Below are 21,015 nucleotides of genomic sequence, written 5' to 3'. Positions count from 1 at the left end.
AACCATGAACGAACAACAGTCAGCGGAAAACGAATTGGAGCCGATCGCGATCGTCAGCATGGCGTGCCGCTTTCCGAAAGCGGACGGTATCGAGGACTTATGGCGCTTGTTGATTCAGGGCGAAGAGGGCATACGGTTTTTTTCCGACGAGGAACTGCTTGCCGCCGGTGTTTCGCCGTCGCAGTTGGCGCAGCCGGCTTATGTCAAAGCCAAAGGCATGATCGAAGGCATCGAAAATTTCGATGCGCATTTGTTCGGTTACACGCCGCGCGAAGCCGAATTGATGGACCCTCAGCAACGGGTCTTGCTCGAATGCGCTTGGCAGCTATTGGAAAGGGCTGCATTAGACCCTGACCGCTTCGAAGGCGATATTGCCGCTTATGTCGGCGTGGGCATGAATATCTATTTGCTCAGCCATTTGTTGAGCGATTACCGGCTGAAAGAATCGACCGATTTTTACCAAATGCTGATCGGCAGCGATAAAGACTTTGCCGCCACCCGTTTGGCGTATAAATTGAATTTGAAAGGCCCGGCGGTCGCGGTCAATACGGCCTGCTCGACCTCTCTGGTTGCCGTGCATTACGCCTGCCAAAGCCTGTGGGATTATCAATGCGACGCGGCCATCGCGGGCGGGGCGACGTTATTGGTGCCGCAACGGGCGGGTTATTTCTACCAAGAAGGCGGAATTCCTTCGGCGGACGGCCATTGCCGGGCCTTCGACGCCCAGGCGGGCGGCACGGTGCCTGCCAGCGGCGCCGGGCTGGTGTTGCTCAAACGCCTGGAGGATGCCCTACGGGATAGTGATACGATTTATGCGGTCATCAAAGGCTCGGCGGTCAATAACGACGGTGCCGATAAACTGGGATTTACCGCGCCCAGCGTCAACGGCCAAGCGGCGGTTATTGCGGAAGCCCTGGCCGTGGCGGGCGTATCGGCCGATAGTATCGGTTATATCGAAGCCCACGGCACGGCGACGCCGCTGGGTGATCCGATCGAGGTGGCCGCGCTGAAACAGGCTTTCGCCAGGGCGAAGCAAAAGCAATATTGCGCGTTGGGTTCGATTAAAACCAATCTCGGCCATATGGATACCGCGGCCGGCATCGCCGGTTTGATCAAGGCGGCATTGATGTTGCGGCACCAGCAAATTCCGGCGTCGCTGCATTTCCATCAAGCCAATCCGAACATCGATTTCCAGCAAAGTCCTTTCTACGTCAACCGACAGTTGCAGGATTGGCCGCGGACCGAGTGCCCGCGCCGCGCTGGCGTCAGTTCTTTCGGTATCGGCGGCACCAACGCTCACGTGGTGCTGGAAGAAGCCCCCGAAATCCTGCATTCCGCCGACGCCGGCGGAGCGCGGCAAATCCTGCCCTTATCAGCCAAATCGCCGGAAGCCTTGGCGCGGCTGGCGGTGTCGCTGGCCGAGCATTTAACCCAGCGGAAAGAATTGTCGCTGGCCGATGTGGCTTATAGTCTAGCGGTCGGTCGCCGAGAACTGCCGCTAAGGCGGTTCGTGTTGGCGGAAAACCTGCAGCAAGCGGCGCAAGCCTTGAGCCGTGAGGAGGAAGGCTATGATGCGACCGTCAAACCGGCGCTGGTGTTTATGTTTCCCGGCCAGGGCACGCAAAAAGCCGGCATGGGACTGGCTCTTTACCAGAGCGAAGCGGTGTTTAAGCAGGAAGTGGACGTTTGCTGCGACTATTTACAAGCGCTGTTGGATTTGGATTTAAGGGCTTTGATGTTTCCAGAGCCTGGGCAGGAGCAACAGGCGGAGTGGCGGCTACGGCAAACCGAACATACTCAGCCGGCGTTATTTGTTTTCGAATACGCCTTGGCCAAGCAATTGATTTCCTGGGGCATCGCACCTGCGGCGATGATAGGCCACAGTTTGGGCGAATACGTCGCGGCCTGTCTCGCTGGGGTATTTAGCGTGGAACAGGCTTTAACGCTGGTGGCGGAACGCGCTAGCTTGATGGCGGAAGCGCCGCCCGGCGGTATGCTGGCGGTCAGGGCGACGGAAGCGCAATGCCGGTACTGGTTGACTGAAGACTTGGTGTTGGCGGCGGTGAATGCCGAAAACCAATGCGTGTTAAGCGGCAGTCAAACGGCCATCGATCGCTTATTGCCGACCCTGAAAGAGCAAGGCATTGCCTATCATCCCTTGGCGGTGTCCCATGCTTTCCATTCGCCGTTGATGCGGACGGCGGCAGACCAGTTTGCCGAGTCCTTCCAAACGCTTAGTCTGCAGTCCAATGCCATTCCCTTTGTCTCCAACTTGAGCGGTGGCTGGTACGATGCGACCGATTCGTCGGCTGCGTATTGGCAACAACACATGCTGAAACCGGTGCGTTTCGCCGACGGCTTGCAGACGCTGTGCGCCGAATTCGGGCAATTGCTGTTATTGGAAGTCGGTGCCGGACATACCTTGCAGGTCTTGGCCAAGCCGCTGTTGCAAGGTGGACAAGCGGCCTTGGGCACCTTGGCCGATGCGGGTTCCGATTTACAGGCCTGTGTTGCCGAGCTTTGGCGCGCCGGCATCGCGGTCGATTGGCAGCGTTTTTATCAAGATCAGCAGCGGCAACGCTTGGCCCTACCGACGTATCCTTTTCAGCGCCAGCGTTACTGGGTCGAGGCGAGAACAGCCGATAGCCAAGCGCCTTGCCGGGACGAGAGCGCGGATTTGAGCCATTGGTTCTCTACGGTTAATTGGCAGCGCTGCTTGTTGCCGCCGACAACCGATCTGCCGGCGGCGGACGGCTATTTGGCGTTTGTCGGCGCCGAAGGACTAGATTTGGAAGCGGCTTCGCAACCATGGCGCCAAATAAACATGGCGGCGAATTACCGAACTGTCAGCGATGGAGTTTGTACTTTAAATCCGGCCCGGGAAGACGATTTCGAGCGTTTAATCGGCGACTTGGGCTTGGCGGGCCAGGTGCTGGAAGTGGTGTATGCCTGGCACCAGAGCCAAGCATCTTACGCCGAGCCTTATCTGGGCTTGCTGAATTTTTGCAAGGCATGGCAGCGCTTGTCGCCGGGTACGCCGTGCCGCATCAGCGTCGTCACCCGCGACTTGTTCGAAGTGAGCGGCGCGGAAACAGCGCTGTCGCCGTTACAGGCTTTATTGCTGGGCCCGGTTAAAGTCGTGCCGCAGGAATATCCGCACATGCAGTGCCGTTTGGTCGATCTCGATGCCGGCCAAACGGTGCGGCCGGAAATTTTGGCCTTGCATCCCAAGCATCCGGTGTTGGCGTGGCGGAACGGTTATTATTGGCAGCCGGTGCTCGAAAGCCTGGAATTGCCGGAACCCAGCCAGGATGTTTTGAAACGCGGCGGTCGTTATTTGATTACCGGCGGCTTGGGCGGTATCGGTATGTTGCTGGCCGGATTTTTGGCGCGTAAGTATCAAGCCAGATTGCTGTTGACCAGCCGGCAAACGTTTCCGGATCCCAGCCTGTGGCCGTCTGTCATCGAATTAAACGATAGCAAGGATTTTCATGCCCTGGTCGCGGACTTGACGCAGACCGAGCGAACGCTGATAGCCGAGTTGCGGATTCCCGGCTTGGATGATTTTCCGGGCTTGCAGCAGGCGCTGGAGCAATTATGCAGTCTGCATTTGTTGAATTTCTTCGCGCAGTCCGGCATCCCGCCTTACGGCGGCAAGTGGTGGACCGTTAGTGAGGTCGGCGCTCACTTGCAAGTGCTGACCAAATTCGACAAATTTTTAGGCCTGTTATTGGCAATTTTGCAACGAGACGATTTGATCGTTTGGCAGGGCGAGCTTTTTCGTTTCAACTCAGATGAACCTAGCGATTGGCCCAGTGAAATTCGGCAACTCGAAGGTCTGATCGATAGCGATTATCCGGGATTTAAGCCCTTATGCGAAATGGTGGCGCACTGCGTGGCCCATTTTGCCGAAGCCTTGTCCGGCAAAATAGCCGCGATCGGCGTGCTGTATCCGGACGGCGACCGCAGCCTGATTTCGGAAACCGGTAAAAAAACCATCGAACACTCCAATCACAGGGTTTATTACCAGTTATTAAAACATTTAGTACATCGCATCCTCGACCGTTCCGATGGCGTCGTCAGGATACTCGAAGTCGGCGGCGGCAGCGGTGTGCTCACCGGTCAGATCGCACCCAGTTTGCGGGGCAAGAAGGTTGAATATTATTTCACCGATATCGGCAAGTCGTTTGTGCTGAAAGTACAGCAACAAGCGCAAGCGCAAGGCTTTGATTTCATGCGCTTTGCGGTATTCGATATTTTTCAGGATCCGGTTGCCCAAGGTTTCGAGTTTCAAAGTTTTGACTTGATTTACGGCTTGGATGTCGTGCATGCGACGCCGGATGTTGGCAAAGCCATTACGCAACTCAGCCGCTTGTTGAAGCCGGGTGGGGTGTTGTGTTTGGTGGAAACGCCGCCGATTCCACGTTGGTACGAGATGGTGTGGGGGTTGGCCGAGGGCTGGTGGTATTTTAACGATACCGAACTGCGGGCAGGCACGACGCCACTGTTGAGTCCGGATGCTTGGCACGGGGTCCTGGCGGATAGCGGTTTGTTTGCCGATGTGGCGGTGTTCCCGGGTGAAGCCGAGGCGCGGGTGAAAACCGATTGTTGCTTGGTCATCGGTCGGGCGCCGGGGCAAAGACGGCTTGCAACCGGAGGCGGCCATACCCGCGCCAGGCCGCAGGGCGAAACCATGGACAGCTTGCTGGATATGCAAAGAATCGGCGCCGAAGTGCTGGTTTGCACGGCCGATGTTTGTGATAGTCAAGCCATGCAAATCGCAGTTGAGCGAGCCCAGTCGGCCTACGGTGGCTTGGATGGGGTTTTCCATATTGCCGCCAGCGATAGCCGCGGCTTTATTGATCTGCAAGACCAGTCGCGCTCTTTGGCCGAGTTACAACCCAAAGTCGTCGGAACCCAGGTGTTGCAGCAATGCCTGGATTTCAAGCAATTGGATTTTGTCGCCTTATTTTCGTCGCTGAATGCCATCACCGGCGGCCAGGGAAATATCGCCTATACCGCAGCGAACAGCTATTTGGATGCTTTTGCCCATTATTGCCGTCGCCATGACTTGGGCAGGGTTTATGCCTTGGACTGGGACCGTTGGCAAAGCATAGGTCAAGCGGTCGCGTTCGAACGGCGGGTCGCCGATAGCTCAGGTTCTATTTTGCAAGGGGGCATTAGCGATGTCGAAGGTTGCGAAGCCCTGCGTAGAGCGTTGGCGTCGGGCTACCGTCAGCTGTTGATTCGAACCGGGCGCGGCCGGGAGCTGAGTCCGTCGACAGTGGAATCCGCCGCCGAGTCTCGGCCAAGCGGCCACCAGCGGCCGCATTTGGCCCAGCGCTATGTCGCGCCGGAAAACGAAATCCAGCAATTGATCGCCGGGGTTTGGTCCGATGTGCTCGGCGTCGCCCAGCCGGGCATACACGACGAGTTCGCAGCGTTGGGCGGGGATTCCTTGATTGCGATTCGGGTCGTATCGCGACTCAAAGAGCTTCTGAATATGAACCTGGAAGTGAAGTTGGTCTTCGAATACAGCACCATCGCCCGCTTGGCCGACCGGATTCAGGCTCTGCAAGCCGCGATACGCCTGTCGGTTGTGCATGAGGATGAAAACGAAGACGACGAATCCGAATACGAAGGCGGTGTGATTTGAGCTCGGTTGCCGATTTGCTCGAACAGTTAAGTCAACAAGGCATCCGGCTTTATTTAGAGCAAGGGGAACTGCGCTTTAAAGCGGCCAAGGGCGCCATGACACCGGACACCATGGCGCTGTTGAAAGCCAACAAGGCCGAATTGACGGCCTTGCTCCGGCAAGCGGAGGACAGCAAAGGTGCGTTGAACGAACCGTTGGGCCGCTTTGCCGATGCTAATGTCGTGCCTTTGTCCATGGCTCAGCAGCGGCTATGGTTTTTGTTTAAATTGGAAGGTGCGACGCCTACCTACAATATCCTGATGGCCAGCCGCTTGTCGGGCGACTTGGACGTCGAAAAGTTGCGCCGCAGTTTCGCGTATTTGATTCGCCGTCATGAAAGCCTGCGTACCTCATTCAAAGAAAACGACGACGGCGTGGCGCTGCAAACGATAGCCGAGGCTTTGGATTTCGAGATGGTAGTGGAGGATATTTCCGCTTACCCCGACAGCGAAAAACAAGCTTTATTGGCGCAGGCTAAAAGTCGGATGGCTGCGATTCGCTTCGATCTGGCACATGCCCCTCTATCCAGGGTGAGACTGATTCGTTATAGCCACCAAGAATGGGTGTTGTTAATGGCGATGCACCATATTATTGGTGACGGCTGGTCGATGGGTATTTTAAGCCGGGAATTGGGTTTGGCATATCAACGCTATATGGACGGCAGCGAACCCCATCAGGAAGACATTGCTGTTCGTTACCGGGATTATGCGTTATGGCAGCAAAGGCCAAGGCAGCATGCCTTGATCGAGCAGGGTGTCCAGCGTTGGTGTCAGCTCTTGGCGGGTAGCGAATACCGCCTGGATTTGCTTACCGGTAAAAGTCGGCCGGAAGCGCGTAGTTACCGCGGTTCAACTTGTCCGCTGCGGCTTGATACGGCGTTGAGCGGACAGTTGGAGCGCTTGGCCGACAGCCAAGGCGTCAGTCTTTTCGTATTGTTGTTAACGGCCTATTTCATCTTGTTGCAGCGCTATAGCGGCCGTGACGATTTGTTGGTCGGCACCCAGGTCGCCAACCGCAACCTGCCGGGCCTGGAGCCTGTCGTCGGCTTTTTCGTCAATACCCTGCCGTTGCGCGCTTGTATCGACGGCAATTCCCGGGTCGGCGAGCTGTTGGCGCAGGTTAAGGATTTTTGTCTTAAGGCCTTTGATTTGCAGTATGTGCCGTTCGAGCGTTTGGTCGAAGCACTGAAACCGGAGCGGGACTTCGGTTCCAATCCTTTGGTGCAAATCATGTTTCTTTGGCAGAACGCGCCGATAGCGGACGTCGCGCTCAAAGGGCTGACCATGCAGCGCGAACCCTTGCCTAGCGAAGCCGCCAAATTCGATTTAACCTTGGAGTTGGGCTTGGAACAAGGCCGGATACAGGGCGTGTTCGAATACAGCACCGATTTGTACGATGCGCCGACAATCGAAAACATGGTGCTGCATTACAGCAAAATATTGCAAGGCATCGTGGAAAACCCGGACGTGGCGGTCGCCGATGTGCGGCTGTGCGAACCTCGCGGCGGCCGTATACCTAGTCTTGCCGAGCCGGGCCGAGAAAATTTGATTTCGGTATTCGACGCTCAGGTGGCGAAGACTCCCGAGGCCAAGGCTTTGAACGACGGGCGGCAGGTCTTGACCTACCGGCAATTGTCGGATCGGGCCGCGGCGCTCGCTTGGCGCTTGGCGTCGGCCGGCATTCGGCCCGGCGCTATCGTGGCGATTTATTTACCGCGCGGCAACGATTATCTGGTGGCGTTGATCGGCATTTTAAAAGCCGGTTGCGCGTATTTGCCGTTAGAAACGACCTTACCGCGGGCGCGTATCGAATTTATCTTGCAGGACGCTCAGGTTGCCGCCGTGGTGGGCCGGGAATCCCTGTTTCCGGCGTATGCGCATATCGATTGCCGGGATTTGCAGCAGCCGGCCAGTTCTTTACCAATGCCTAACGTCCCCGCGCAAGCGCCGGCTTACTTGATTTATACCTCCGGTTCGACCGGCCAGCCCAAGGGAGTGTTGATCAGCCAACAATCCGTGCTGGGTTTGGTCGGCACTTTGACGGACCGGATTTACCGTCAGCGCGGCGAGGTGATGAATGTCGCGTTGATGGCCTCGTTTATTTTCGACGCCTCGGTGCAACAGATTTTCGCCGCGCTGCTGCAGGGCCATTGTTTGCATATTTGCGACGACGAAGCGCGGCGGGACGGGCCGATGTTGTTGGCTTTTTTGCAAAGCCAAGCGATTGATTTAAGCGATTGCACGCCGACTTTGTTGCAAATCATGCTCGAGGCGGGTTTGGCCGAGCGCGGCGATTTGCGGTTAAGACAATTGATCGTCGGCGGCGAGGCATTACCGCCGCCGCTCATTGAAACAATCGCGAGCGGTTCTGAAGGCGGCCGCTTGGAAATCTACAACGTCTACGGCCCGACCGAATGTACCGTCGACGCCACGCTGCATCGCGTCGATCTACAGCGCCGTTACGCCGCCGCCGCGGTCAGTATCGGCAGCGCGCTGGACCATGCCGAGGTGGAAATCGTCGATATTTACGGCAACCGGCAGCCCGACGGCTTGGCCGGCGAAATTGTGATCAGCGGCAGGGCGTTGGCATTGGCTTATTGGCAACGACCGGCATTGACCGCGGAGCGCTTTGTGCCGGCGGATGGCGGCCAACGCTATTACCGAACCGGCGATCAAGGGCGGGTCAATCGATACGGTGAAATCGAGTTTCTGGGCCGCCTGGATGGACAAGTCAAAATTCGCGGCTACCGTATCGAGTTGGGCGAAATCGATGCCCAATTGCTTAAGCTTCCCGGTGTTTTGCAAGCCGTGGCCGTGGTCAATCGGGGCGAATCGGTCGAGATCGTCGCTTACTTGGTCGTGCAAGACAAGCCCAGCCTTGCCGATTTGCGTGCCGGCCTGGCCAAGCAACTGCCGGAGTATATGATTCCTGCGCATTTTGTGGTGTTGGAGCGTTTGCCGGTCAACGCTTCCGGCAAAATCGACCGAAAAGCCTTACCGAAATGTTCCGAGGCGCAGCGTCTGAGCGACGAACTGGGCGGCGCGGCGCAGGGCGAGCGCGAAAGCCTGCTGGCGCAAGTCTGGTGCGGGGTGTTAGGGCTGGACGGCATCGGCCGCGAGGATAATTTCTTCGCCTCCGGCGGCGATTCGATCAAGGCTTTGCAGATCGTTTCCCGCTTGCGGCAGCAAGGTTGGAAGCTGGAAGTGCGGGATTTGTTTGCCTATCCGTCGCTAAGCCGATTGGCGCCTAGATTGAGCCCGCTCAAGGCAGTTGCGGAAGTGTTGGACAAGGCCGAAGGCGAACTGCCGTTGACGCCGATTCAGCAGCATTTCTTTAGGTATCACGGCTGCGATTTTCATCATTTCAACCAGGCTTTTTTATTGGAAACCGAAGCGCTGGATGCCGAGCGTCTTAGGCAGGCGCTGCTGCAGGTTTGCCAAGGTCACGATGCGTTTTTGCTGCGCTACCAATACCAAGACGGGCAGTGGCGACAGTTTTATGCCGACGGCGAGCGCCTGGCTTTTTTCGAGCTGGAACTGCCTTCGATGGCGGACTTAAGCGCACATGCGGCCGAACTGCAAAAGTCGTTCGACTTGACGGTCGGGCCGTTACTGAAAGCCGTATATTACCGGCTGCCGGACAAGCAGTTCTTGTTATTACTGGCGCACCATTTGATTATCGACGGCGTATCCTGGCGGATATTGATGGAAGAGCTGGATGACGCTTATCAACAAGGCAGCGCTTGGCAAGCGCCGCCGCAGACCACGTCGTTGAGTGTCTGGATGCAGCAGTTGCGGCAACAGGGCGCGAAGATCATCGCCGAACAACACGATTATTGGCGGCGGCAAACTTTGTCACCTTGTTTGGACGGTCTGGATGTTAAATATCAAGACCTTGACATCGTTAAGGTCGAGTTCGATGAAGACTATAGCGAGCGGTTTTTGACCGGCGTCCACCATGCCTACGGTACGGAAGCCAACGATTTGTTGCTGGCCGCCTTGCTGTCGGCTTATCACCAATGGGCGGGGGATTCGGCACTGAGTCTGATATTGGAAGGGCATGGCCGGGATGTACTGGACGATGTGGATCTTAGCCGCACGATAGGCTGGTTTACCACGCGTTATCCGGTTAGCCTGGAATATCCCGCCAATCGGGATTTGGGGTATTTGATCAAAACCGTCAAGGAAGCCCTGCGCGCAATTCCCGACAAGGGCCTGGGTTACGGTTTGGTTCGCTATATGGACGATGCTACAAACCGGCATTCATTCCAAGACCCCGCGATCAGTTTTAACTATCTGGGCCAGTTCGGTGAGCATAGTCGGGGCCGCTTTACTTACACCGATGAAAACATCGGCGCCATCATGTCGCCCAATGCACGGACGCCGTATTTGATCGAATTTGTCGGTCGGCATGCGGCAGGTCGATTAATGTTTGAAATAGCGTATCCCCGGCAGGTGTATCGCGGCGAACGGGTAGGCGAGTTTGCGGCGGCGTTCGAGCAGGCTTTATTGGCGATTATCGATCATGCCGCCACTTGCAAGGCGCAATCCTTGACGCCGTCGGATATCGATTACGATGGATTTGATATCAATCAATTGGACGATTTTCTGGCGCAAATATAAACCGCTTTAACGTTTTTATTTTGTTTAGCCTTTGGCCTTAATAGAGTGTTTGTTTCAAGAGCGAACTCAAGCATCTAAAATTAAAAGTGGACGAAATCTATGTTAGATGCTCGGTTTATATCTGGAACAGCTTCGCTCTATAGTCCTTTATCAGGCACGGAGCATTTAGCGCCATTACTTTATAGCTTGATTCGCAGCGTGCGTCCTAGGTCTGTAGTGGAATTTGGCATGGGTTATACAACGCCTTTCATTGTCAAAGCGCTTTCAGATAATCAGCAGGACGTTGACCGAGAACGGCCTTTGTTAATCGCTAAAACTCGAGAGGCTCATCAAGTTGCGAACACCGTTGAATCTCAAAGAGACTGGTTTTTAGCGCAGCCGACCGGTGCCGATCCCAGGTTTTATGAGCCAGAGTATCAGCCCATGCTTTATGCTTTTGATGATTTCTCCGAGGAATATAGCTCCGCTCCGAAGGTAATGGAGGCATTGACTGCCTTGGGTTTGGAGCGCTTTATGACTTTGTCGAAATCGTCGGCGATTAATCATAGTTCGATTATCGCGCCATCGCATCTGCCTATTGATCTGGCTTGGAATGATGCATTGGACTATGAAGCGTTTTTCGATGAATACTGGCCGCTTGTGAATCCGAATGGCGGATTAATGATTTTTCATAATACGGTTAACGGCTGCCCAAAGTGTGCAATGTTTGTTAAGCAACTGAAGTTAAAACAGGTGAGTCAATTTTCTGATTTTGAGTTGCTCAGCTTTTTTGAGCCGTATAAGTTACACCAAAATAGTTATACCGTAATAAGAAAAATAACGGCGTTCAAAGAACATTTTCTGGATTGGGATCAAAAGTCGATTGCTGAAAGCGCATTGCGCCTGATCGATAAGCATTGACGAGATAAACCATCCGGAATGTGTTTCGGTTTTTAATGTCGGTCATCTTGAATATTAGATAATAAATAGGATTTGTACCTTGGCTGTCGATAAACAAAATGTGGCGAATATTTATCCGTTGACGCCTTTACAGGAAGGGTTTTTATTTCACGCCTTATCTAATCAGGACGATTCTTATATTCAGCAGATTGCCTATTTGTTAAATGGGCGCTTCGATCCGCGACGATTCAGCCAAGTATGGGACAAATTATTCGAACGTCACGAAATTTTGCGGGCCTTGTTCTTTCATGCCGGAGCCGAGCGACCGTTACAGGTGATTTTGAAAAAACAATCCCCGGTTTTCGAGACTATCGACTTGCGCCATTTAGAGGTGCAGGAGCAATTACAGCGGCGCCGGCAAATTAAGTTGAAAGACCGTAAACGCGGATTTCGGTTACAGCAAGATTGCCTGACGCGTTTTACCTTGTTGCAGTTGCGGGACGATTTGACCGAGGTCATTTGGACCCACCATCATATTATTTTGGACGGCTGGTCTTTAGGGATTCTATTGGCGGAATGTACCGCGCTCTATGCGAATCCAAATAGCGAATTGCCGTTTACGACTCCCTTCGCACAGTATGTGAAATGGTTGGAAGGAAAGGATAAGCAACAGTCTTTGGCGTTTTGGCGCGATTATCTGGCGGACTATCAAGACGAAGTGAAATTGCCGTTTATTTCGACTTCTTCATTCCAGAATTCCGGTCGTATTCGAGCGTCTTTTCTATTACCCGAGGCCATTTTTAACGGCATTCAAGGCTTGACCAAGACCGTTCAAGTCAGCTTGAACAGCATCTTGCACGCTGCATGGGCCATATTGTTGGCTCATTACAACGGTAGCGAGGACGTGGTATTCGGTACCACGGTGTCGGGCCGGCCGGCCGAGATCGACCATGTCGAGCGGATTGTCGGTTTATTTATCAATACCATTCCGGTCAGAGTGTTGCTTACGCCGACGATCAGCGTTAGGGACTTATTGTTGACTATTCAGGCGCGGGCGATTGAGGCGGAGGCGCATCATTATTCGCTGCTTTCGACCATCCAGAGCCAACACCCCTTGCAAAACCGCCTGATCAGCACCCATGTGACCTTGGAAAATTTTCCGCTCGACGAACGCTTTAAGCAGATGTCGGCTCAAGAGAATGCCGAATTAAGCGTGCAAGCCAACGAGGTGATCGAGCGCACTCATTATCCGTTTGACATCCAGTTTTTGCCCGCCGAGTGCGGCATTAAGGTGCAAATGGCCTACGGCTCGGAGTATCAAGCCGATATGCATCGCTACATCGAGGCGCATTTATGCCAAATTTTGCGGCAAATTATCGAATCGCCGGAAGCGAAATTAGCGGAAATTTCGTTGTTGGACGCGCGAGGTCGGCAAGCAATTATTCAACAGACTGAGCAAGGTATAACCTGCTTTAGCTTCGATGCCTTATTGTTACGTTTCGAACGTGCCGTTCATACGGCGCCCGACGCGATTGCATTGAGCTACGAAGCGCAACAGTGTAGTTATGCCGAGCTGGACGCTTATGCTACTCATCTTGGTCGGCGTTTGTACGATCTAGGTTTAACGGCCGGGGATTTCGTCGGCTTATGCTTCGATCGCTCCCTGGAGTTGGTGGTCGCCGTGTTGGCGGTATTGAAAGCGGGTATGGTTTATGTGCCGCTGGACCCATTGTTGCCCGAACAACGGATGCGTTTCATCGCCGGGGATTCGGGGATCAAAATGCTGTTGACGACGCAAGACAAAGCCGTTCAGTTGACGGATGTGGCGCCACGCTTGGAAACAGTGGCTGTCGCCGAGTTGAACGCCGCAACCCATTTGCCGGCGAATTGGCAGGCAAGGCCGGATAGTCCTGCGTATGTGATTTATACCTCGGGCTCCACCGGCCAGCCCAAGGGCGTGTTGGTGAGCCATGGCAATATGGCCCGCTTGTTTTCGGCGGCCGATACGCTGTTCGAATTCAATGCCGACGACGTTTGGTGTTTGTTCCATTCATACGCTTTCGATTTTTCGGTTTGGGAAATGTGGGGGGCTCTGGCCTACGGCGGCCGTTTAGTGATCGTGCCGTATTGGATCAGCCGTTCCCCGGACGATTTTCATGCCTTGTTAGGCAGGGAACAGGTGACGGTGCTGAACCAGACGCCGACCGCGTTCAAACAGTTGATCGATGTCGACCGGCAACACACCGTCAAGCTATCGGCGTTGCGTTACGTGGTTTTTGGTGGCGAAACCCTGGAGTTCAAGCAGTTGAAACCCTGGTTCGAAGCCTACGGAGACCGGCCGCAATTGATCAATATGTACGGCATCACCGAAACCACCGTACACGTCACCTTTAAAAAAATTGCCCCCGAGCAAATCAGTTTACCCGGCAGCGTGATCGGCAAACCCTTGCCGGATCTATCGGTTTATCTTTTGAACCGTTACGGCCAATTGGTTGCGCCGGGTGTGCCCGGCGAGTTGTACGTCGGTGGTGCCGGGGTGTGTTTGGGTTATTGGAACCGGGCCGAACTGTCTGCTCAGCGTTTTGTGCACTTACCCCAATTAGGGTTGGATAAGCTGTTTTATCGTACCGGAGATAGCGGCCGTTATTTGGACGATGGCGAGCTAGAGTATTTGGGACGTCTGGACCAACAAGTCCAATTCCACGGCTTCCGGATCGAATTGGGCGAGATCGAGCAAGCCTTGCTACGGGAGTCGGTTATCGAACAAGCCGTGGTCATGCTGATCGAAAACCAGCAAGGCCAGCAAACCTTGGTTGCTTATTACCTCACACGGACCGGAGAGGCGTTAAAAACCGCCGAATTAAGGGAGCTGGTCGCCAAACAGTTGCCGATTTACATGGTGCCTGGCTGCTTTGTGTATATGTCGCAGTTTCCGTTGACGGTCAACGGCAAGGTAAACCGGCAGGCTTTGCCGGCACCCGAAACGGCGGCGGACCAGCCTTATTTGGCGGCCGAAACGGCGGAAGAAGGTTTATTGGTTCAAGTTTGGCAAAAACTGTTGCAACAAGAGCATGTCGGCGTGCAAGACGATTTTTTCGCCTTGGGCGGGGATTCGATTCAGGCGATTCGGGTGGTGTCTCAATTGCGTAAGCAGGGTTATCGAATCGACGTTCAGGATTTGTTCCGCTACCCGACCATACAGGCTTTAGCGCCGCAGTTAAAAGTGCTGTCCGTCGAAAACAAAACGCGCCAGCTCAACGGTCGTTTGCCATTGACGCCGATACAACGATGGTTTTTCGAGCAACAGGGCAGTCAAGCCCATCATTTTAATCACACAGCCTTGCTGGAAGCGTGTAGCGGAAGTTGGCAAATCCCCTATCTGGAGCGCGCTTGGCAGCAGTTATTGCAACACCACGAGGCCTTGCGCAGTTGTTTTCATTCGGTAGAGCAAGGCATGGCAGCCGAGATTCTAGCGGAGGATCGCTGCCGCATCGCGGTGCAAGCGGTTTCGCTGTTGTCGGCGGCGGACGTCGAAGCGGCCATGGTCGCGCATGCCGCCGTCGTGCAGCAAAGTTTCGAGGTGGATAAAGCGCCGTTAATCCGCTTGGTGGTGTACCAATGCCCGGCCGCCGACCGCTTATTGATAGTCGTGCATCATTTGCTGATCGACGGTGTGTCGTGGCGCATTTTATTGGAAGATTTCAGCGCCTTATACGATGCCTTGAGCCGCGGGGAAGTGCATGAACTGCCTCGGCAAACCGATAGTTATGCCGACTGGGCGGAAGGCTTGTCGCGCTATAGCCGGCAGCCGGCCTTGCTGGACGATTTAGCCTATTGGCGTGCGCAATCGGCTAGTAAAAGCGCCGCTTCCTGGTCCGGAAAAGCTTGTTGCTACCAGGATGCGCTGAGCCATCAATCTCAATTAAGCGCCGACCGGACGCGGCAATTATTGCAGCAAGCCCATGCTGCCTATAACACGCGGGTCGAAGACCTGTTATTGGCGGCCTGGTTATCGGCCTTGGAAGCCTGGAGCGGTTTGACCCGAACGGTGTTATTGCTGGAAGGTCACGGCCGCGAACCAGTATTGCCGGAATTGGATGTTAGTCGGACCGTCGGTTGGTTTACCTCCCTTTATCCCGTGGTATTGGAAAAGCAGCCGAATCGGGATTTAAGTTATCAAATTCGCTGGCTGAAAGAACATCTGCGACACGTGCCCAATAAAGGCATCGGTTACGGCGTGTTGCGCTATTTGACGCCGGCCGAATTAAGGTCGGCGGCTGATTTGGGGTTTGCCGCGGACTTGGTGTTCAATTATTTGGGGCGTTTCGAGCGCAACGACGACGCCGGCCTGTATCGCGCCTTGAGCAACGACGTCGGCGCGGCGGTCGCGGGGCAGGGAATGAGGCCCGCCGCCTTGGAATTCAGTGCGATGGTGTTGGAAGATCGCTTGTGTATCGAATGGCGCTATGACCGGCATTTGTTTGCCGAAGATGCCATGCAGCGCTTGAGCCGCTTATACAAAGAAAACTTAGAAGCGGTCATAGATCATTGCCTGCGGCAAACCTTAGCCGTGCCGACGCCGTCCGATCTTTGCCACGGCAATTTGAGCCTTGATGAATTGGACGAACTGCTGAGTGCTTACCGGCAAAACCTCGGCGATGTTTGCCCGTTGACGCCGATGCAGGAAGGCATGCTCTATCACGCCGTACGGGAACCCGCTTCCAGTGCTTACCACGAGCAGATCAGCTTTAGTTTACAGGGGGCCTTGGACTGCGACGGCTACCGCAAGGCTTGGGAGCAGTTGGTTGCGCGGCACGGCATATTACGCACGGTATTCGTCGACGACCAAGCGCGTAAACCCTTGCAAATCGTGCTGAAGCACGCCGACTCGAATTTTGGCGTGGAAGATTGGCGCGAGGACGGAAAGGCATTGCGGAGCTTGGCGGATTATTTACGACAGGATTTGGAGCAGCCGTTTAACTTAGCCGAACGAGCGCCGGTGAGGGTTAAGCTGATTCGCTTACCCGACCAGCGCTGGTATTTGGTTTGGAGTTTTCATCATATTTTATTGGATGGCTGGAGTGTCGGAATCTTGATGAACGAAATGACCCGGCTTTATTTGGGCATTCTAAGTCATGCCGAGCCGCAGCTGCCGGCGTCGCCGCCCTTCAGCCAATATTTGCGCTGGTTGCAGGAGCAGGATACACAGGCCGCCGGCCGATTCTGGGCTGATTATCTGGAAGGCTACGACGAAGTGGCCGCATTGCCGTCTCATCCCACCCAACAGCAAGGCCAAGCCGAATTCAAGCAAACGCTGCCGGCCGATTTGCCGGAGCGGCTGCAGCAGACCGCCAAACGCTATAAGCTTACTGTCAATGCCTTGATGCAAGCGGCCTGGGGCATCTTGCTCGGGCGCTATAACGACAGGCGGGACGTGGTTTTCGGCACCGTGGTTTCGGGCCGGCCGAGCGCCATCGCCAATATCGAGCAGATGGTGGGTTTGTTGATTAATGCGGTGCCGGTGCGGGTTAGGTTTGACGAAGCGGAACCGGTTTTTGTGTTGTTAAACCGTTTGCACCAACACAATAGCAGCAGCCAGGCTTACCAATTTTTAACCATGGCGGAGAGCCAGCCTAAACAAGGTGCGCCCGACCACTTGTTGGTGTTCGAAAACTATCATCTACAAGCCGAGGAAGGCGATAGTCAGGCCGAATTAACGGTCACCGATGTGCAAACCAGGGAACAGACCCACTACGATTTGACCGTCGTCATCAGCCCCGGTCGGCCATGGCGGTTGACTTGTCTGTACAACAAAGCCCGTTATGCGGAAAGCTATTTGCAACAAGTGATGCGGCATTTCATAGGCTTGTTAAACGGTTTGGCCGAATCCGCCGAGCAACGTATAGCCGACTTGAAAATGCTGACGGTCGCCGAGCAGACTTGGCTGACGCAGATCAGTGCCGGGATTGAACCGCCGCTGCCGACGCCGGATTTGGCCGGCTTATTCGAGCAAACTGCCGCGCGTTGCGGGGAAAAAATTGCCTTGCGCGGTCTGGATGCCCGTTACAGTTACGCCGAGCTGAACGCCGAGGCCAATCATATCGCCAAACGTTTAACGATGGCTGGTGTCAAGCCGGGCGACATCGTCGCGGTTGCGTTGCCGAGGTCCTGCATGCGGATTATTGCCGTGCTCGGCATTATTAAGGCTGGCGCCGCTTATCTTGGATTGGAGTTGGATCTTCCCACGCAACGGGCCGAGGCATTATGCCGGGATGCTGGCGTGCGTCTATCGATTCAGCGCGGCGGATTCGAACTCAACGGCGTGCAGGGCTTCGACCCCTATGAGCCAATAAATCAAGACCTCGGCGAAACGCCTCCTCGGCGAGTGATTCCGTCGGCGGCCGTCGCTTATGTCTCCTATACTTCCGGTTCCACCGGCAAACCGAAAGGGGTTTTTGTCAGTCAGCGTAGCGTGATTCGTTTGGTCGTCGATAGCGATTACGTGACAATTTCGGAAAAAGACAAATTCTTGCAGTTTGCGCCGTTGTCGTTCGACGCTTCGACTTTCGAAATTTGGGCGCCGTTATTGAATGGCGCGGAATTATCGGTAGTGGAACAAGACCAACCCAGCTTGCAACAGCTGGGTGTTTATATCGAGCAGCAAGGCATTACGATCCTTTGGTTGACGGCCGGCCTGTTCCAGCAGATGGTCGACGAACAGCTCGAGAACCTGGCCAGCGTCCGGCAGTTGCTAGCCGGCGGCGACGTGGTGTCGGCGGAACACGTGCGCCGCCTATTGCAGCGCTTTCCTGCCGCGACCTTTGTTAACGGTTACGGGCCTACCGAAAACACCACTTTTAGTTGTTGTCAGCGGATAACTCAAGCGTCCGCGTTGGCAGCTAGCGTGCCCATCGGCAAGGCCATTGCCCATTCGGAGGCTTGGGTATTGGATAGCGAACTGCGCTTGCAACCCATTGGTGCGCTAGGCCGCTTGTATGTCGCGGGGGAGGGAGTTGCTTACGGCTATTACCGCAAGCCGGCACTCACGGCTGCGGCATTTATTCCCCATCCTTATGCCAAGAGGCCCGGCAGCAGGCTGTATGCGACCGGTGATTTGGTTTCCATGAGAATGGACGGCAGTTTGGAGTTTCTCGGTCGTGCCGATAGGCAATTCAAGATAAGGGGTTACCGCATCGAGGCGCAAGAAGTGGAGGCGGCGATTAAGGCGCAGGATTCGGTGCGGGATGTGCTGGTGCAGGCCGTTAAAGATCCCGGCGGCGATAACACCTTGGTGGCGTATGTCATTGTCAAGTCCGGTTGCGCGTTCGATCGCGACGGCTTGGTGGCGGCAACGGCTGAGCGCTTGCCGCGCTATTTGCTGCCGGACGTCTGGATGGAGGTCGGCGAATTTCCGTTAAATAAAAACGGTAAGGTCGACTACGCTCTATTGCCCGATCCCTTCGCATTGACATCGGCGCTGAAAGTCGCCCCGCGCAATGAAACGGAGCGAGAACTGTTGGCGATCTGGCAACAGGTTTTGAATAACGAAGCTATTGGTGTTTGCGACGATTTTTTCAATTTGGGTGGACATTCGTTAAAAGCGACGCGGATCGTCGCGTTAATCCGCAAGCAATTGCAGATCGAAGTGCCGTTAAGGCTAATTTTCGAAGCACCGACCATTGCCTTGTTGGCCGAAAGATTGTCGACAATCGAAAAGGCCGGTCAGGCGGGGCCAAAACTGGTTAAGCGGGACCGCAGCCAGCAAAAGGTCGTCTGAACGGATGAAACAACAAAAGAGGAGTTAGCGTGATAATTTTAGGTCTGGCAGGCGGTTTCGATCGGTTGTACGAATCGTTTTTCGATTTCGGCGCCGATTTGCTGCACGATGCCGCGGCGGTTATTGTTCGGGACGGTGAGGTCGTCGCCGGCATAGAGGAAGAGCGCTTAAACCGGATTAAACATACCAATAAAATCTGGCATTCCGCAGTTCGGTTTTGTTTGCAACAAGCCGATATTCGCTTAGAGGAGCTGGACCTAATCGCCGTTTACGTCAGCGAAGCTTTTCTGGACGAGTCGCTAAAGCAACTGCGATTGGTCAAAGCCGACATGGCCGCCGTCGAAGATGGGCGGGCTATGTATCAGTACTTGTTCAGGCGCGAGTTCGGCGTCGATCTACCGCGCGAGAAATTTAGTTTCGTCAACCACCATTTGGCTCATGCCGCGACGGCTTATTACATGTCGGGCTTCGAACAGAGCTTGGTGTTGACCATAGATGGTTCCGGCGACAATGTGTCGACAACCGTGGTCGACGTGCTGGCGAATACGTTTAACACCTTGATGACCAAACCGGTGCACGAATCCCTGGGTTTTTTCTACCTCGACGTCATCCGCTTTCTGGGATACAGAATTTTTGATGAATATAAAGTCATGGGATTGGCGCCTTACGGTGACGCCAACCGTTTCGCCGATCAGTTTTCCGGATTCTATACGCTATTGCCGAACGGCGATTACACCTTGCACCGCGAGAAAATCGTTGGCTTATACGAAGCCTTAATGCCGAGGCATGGCGATCAGCCGTTCGAGCAAATCCATAAAGATTTGGCCGCTGCCTTGCAACAAGCCTTGGAAACGATCGTCATGCATATGTTGAGTCATTTTCAGCAAACGACCGGACATAAGAGGCTGGCGTTGGCGGGCGGAGTCGGGCAAAACAGCAGTATGAACGGCAAGATTATGCAGTCCGGCTTGTTCGAAAAAGTGTTTGCGCCTTCCTTTGCCGCCGACTCCGGTTGCGCTTTCGGCGCGGCGATGTATGCGGCGCATTGCAGCCTGCCTGAGCTGCCGTTTAAACGCGTACCGCACGCTTATTGGGGTACGCCGACCTTGGCCGGGGACGATTTGTACCGAACCCTGGCTAAATGGCAAGCTTTCGCGACCATCGAAAAAATGACGGATCGCGCCGACCGGGTTAGCGACTTGATGATAGCGGGCAAAGTGGTCGGCTGGGTGCAAGGGCGTTCCGAGTTCGGTCCCAGGGCCTTGGGTAACCGCAGCATTATCGCCGACCCGCGTTTGGGTTCGCATAAGGAGACCATTAACGCAATGATTAAGATGCGCGAAAGTTATCGACCCTTCGCGCCGTCGGTGTTGGAAGAATATGTCGGCGATTTTTTCGACGTGCCGGGCGACGAACGAGACTTTCCGTTCATGGCCTTCGTTTTGCCGGTCAAGTCGGCGCATAGAGATACCCTGGCGGCGATTACTCACGTTGACGGTAGCGCAAGGTTACAAACTGTCAGTAAAGTTCATAATCCAGAGTATTGGGAATTGATCGACGCTTTCAGGCAAAAAACCGGCATTGCGATGGTGCTCAATACCTCGTTCAATAACCATGCCGAACCGATCGTGGATAGTGCCGACGACGCTATGGTCTGCTACCTGACGTCAGGCTTGGATTATTTGGTCGTCGGCGATTGTTTGCTGACGAAAAAAGCCTGGGGCGAGACCGAACTGAAGAGTTTGATACCGGCCTTGCCCAAAGCGGCACGGTTGATTCAGGAAGATTGTTACCGGGATAACCAGCACCGGTCGCTACAAAGCTATATCGAATGGAATTACGGCGGTAGTTCGCGCCGGGTAATACCCAATGACCTCTATCGCGTATTGCAAGCGGCCGACGGCAAAATGCCGCTACAAACCTTGATGGCGCGAGCAGGTGTCGGTTCCGATAACGAAGCGGCGCTTTACGAGGCCTTTCAGGAATTATGGTCATCGCGTTACATCGTTTTGACCCCCTCTGCTGTAGGTTAACGTTAGAGG

5 protein-coding genes are annotated in these 21,015 nt (G+C 54.7%); all 5 read left to right on the top strand.

All coding sequences use genetic code 11. From position 1 onward, the window contains the following. The first annotated feature begins 4 nt into the window (after positions 1-4). The 5 genes from ACQE3E_RS19730 (at position 5) to ACQE3E_RS19710 (ending at position 21,006) form a co-directional block, all read left to right on the top strand. Entirely contained in the window at positions 5-5,656 is a 5,652-nt protein-coding gene (locus ACQE3E_RS19730; RefSeq protein ID WP_313730583.1) for a polyketide synthase, read from the top strand. Beyond that, the gene (locus ACQE3E_RS19725) at positions 5,653-10,317 is read left to right on the top strand and encodes a non-ribosomal peptide synthetase (protein WP_313730584.1); all 4,665 of its coding nucleotides are present in this window, start codon (positions 5,653-5,655) and stop codon (positions 10,315-10,317) included. The genes ACQE3E_RS19730 and ACQE3E_RS19725 overlap by 4 nt, the downstream gene beginning before the upstream one ends. Before the next feature lie 99 nt (positions 10,318-10,416). Continuing rightward, positions 10,417-11,217, top strand: a complete 801-nt coding sequence (locus ACQE3E_RS19720) for a class I SAM-dependent methyltransferase (RefSeq protein ID WP_139306186.1) — start codon at positions 10,417-10,419, stop codon at positions 11,215-11,217. Between the two features lie 79 nt (positions 11,218-11,296). Then, entirely contained in the window at positions 11,297-18,973 is a 7,677-nt protein-coding gene (locus tag ACQE3E_RS19715) for an amino acid adenylation domain-containing protein (RefSeq protein WP_427500985.1), read from the top strand. Between the two features lie 29 nt (positions 18,974-19,002). Next, positions 19,003-21,006 carry a carbamoyltransferase family protein gene (locus tag ACQE3E_RS19710; RefSeq protein ID WP_427500984.1) on the top strand — a complete coding sequence of 668 codons (2,004 nt, stop codon included), beginning with the start codon at positions 19,003-19,005 and terminating at the stop codon, positions 21,004-21,006. Positions 21,007-21,015: the final 9 nt, after the last annotated feature.

Origin of the sequence: Methylomonas sp. MED-D (genome assembly GCF_050276835.1) — a bacterium.
Taxonomy (GTDB): Bacteria; Pseudomonadota; Gammaproteobacteria; order Methylococcales; family Methylomonadaceae; genus Methylomonas; species Methylomonas koyamae_A.
Note: the sequence above shows the minus strand (reverse complement) of the source record. Positions and strands in the feature narration are given on the sequence as shown.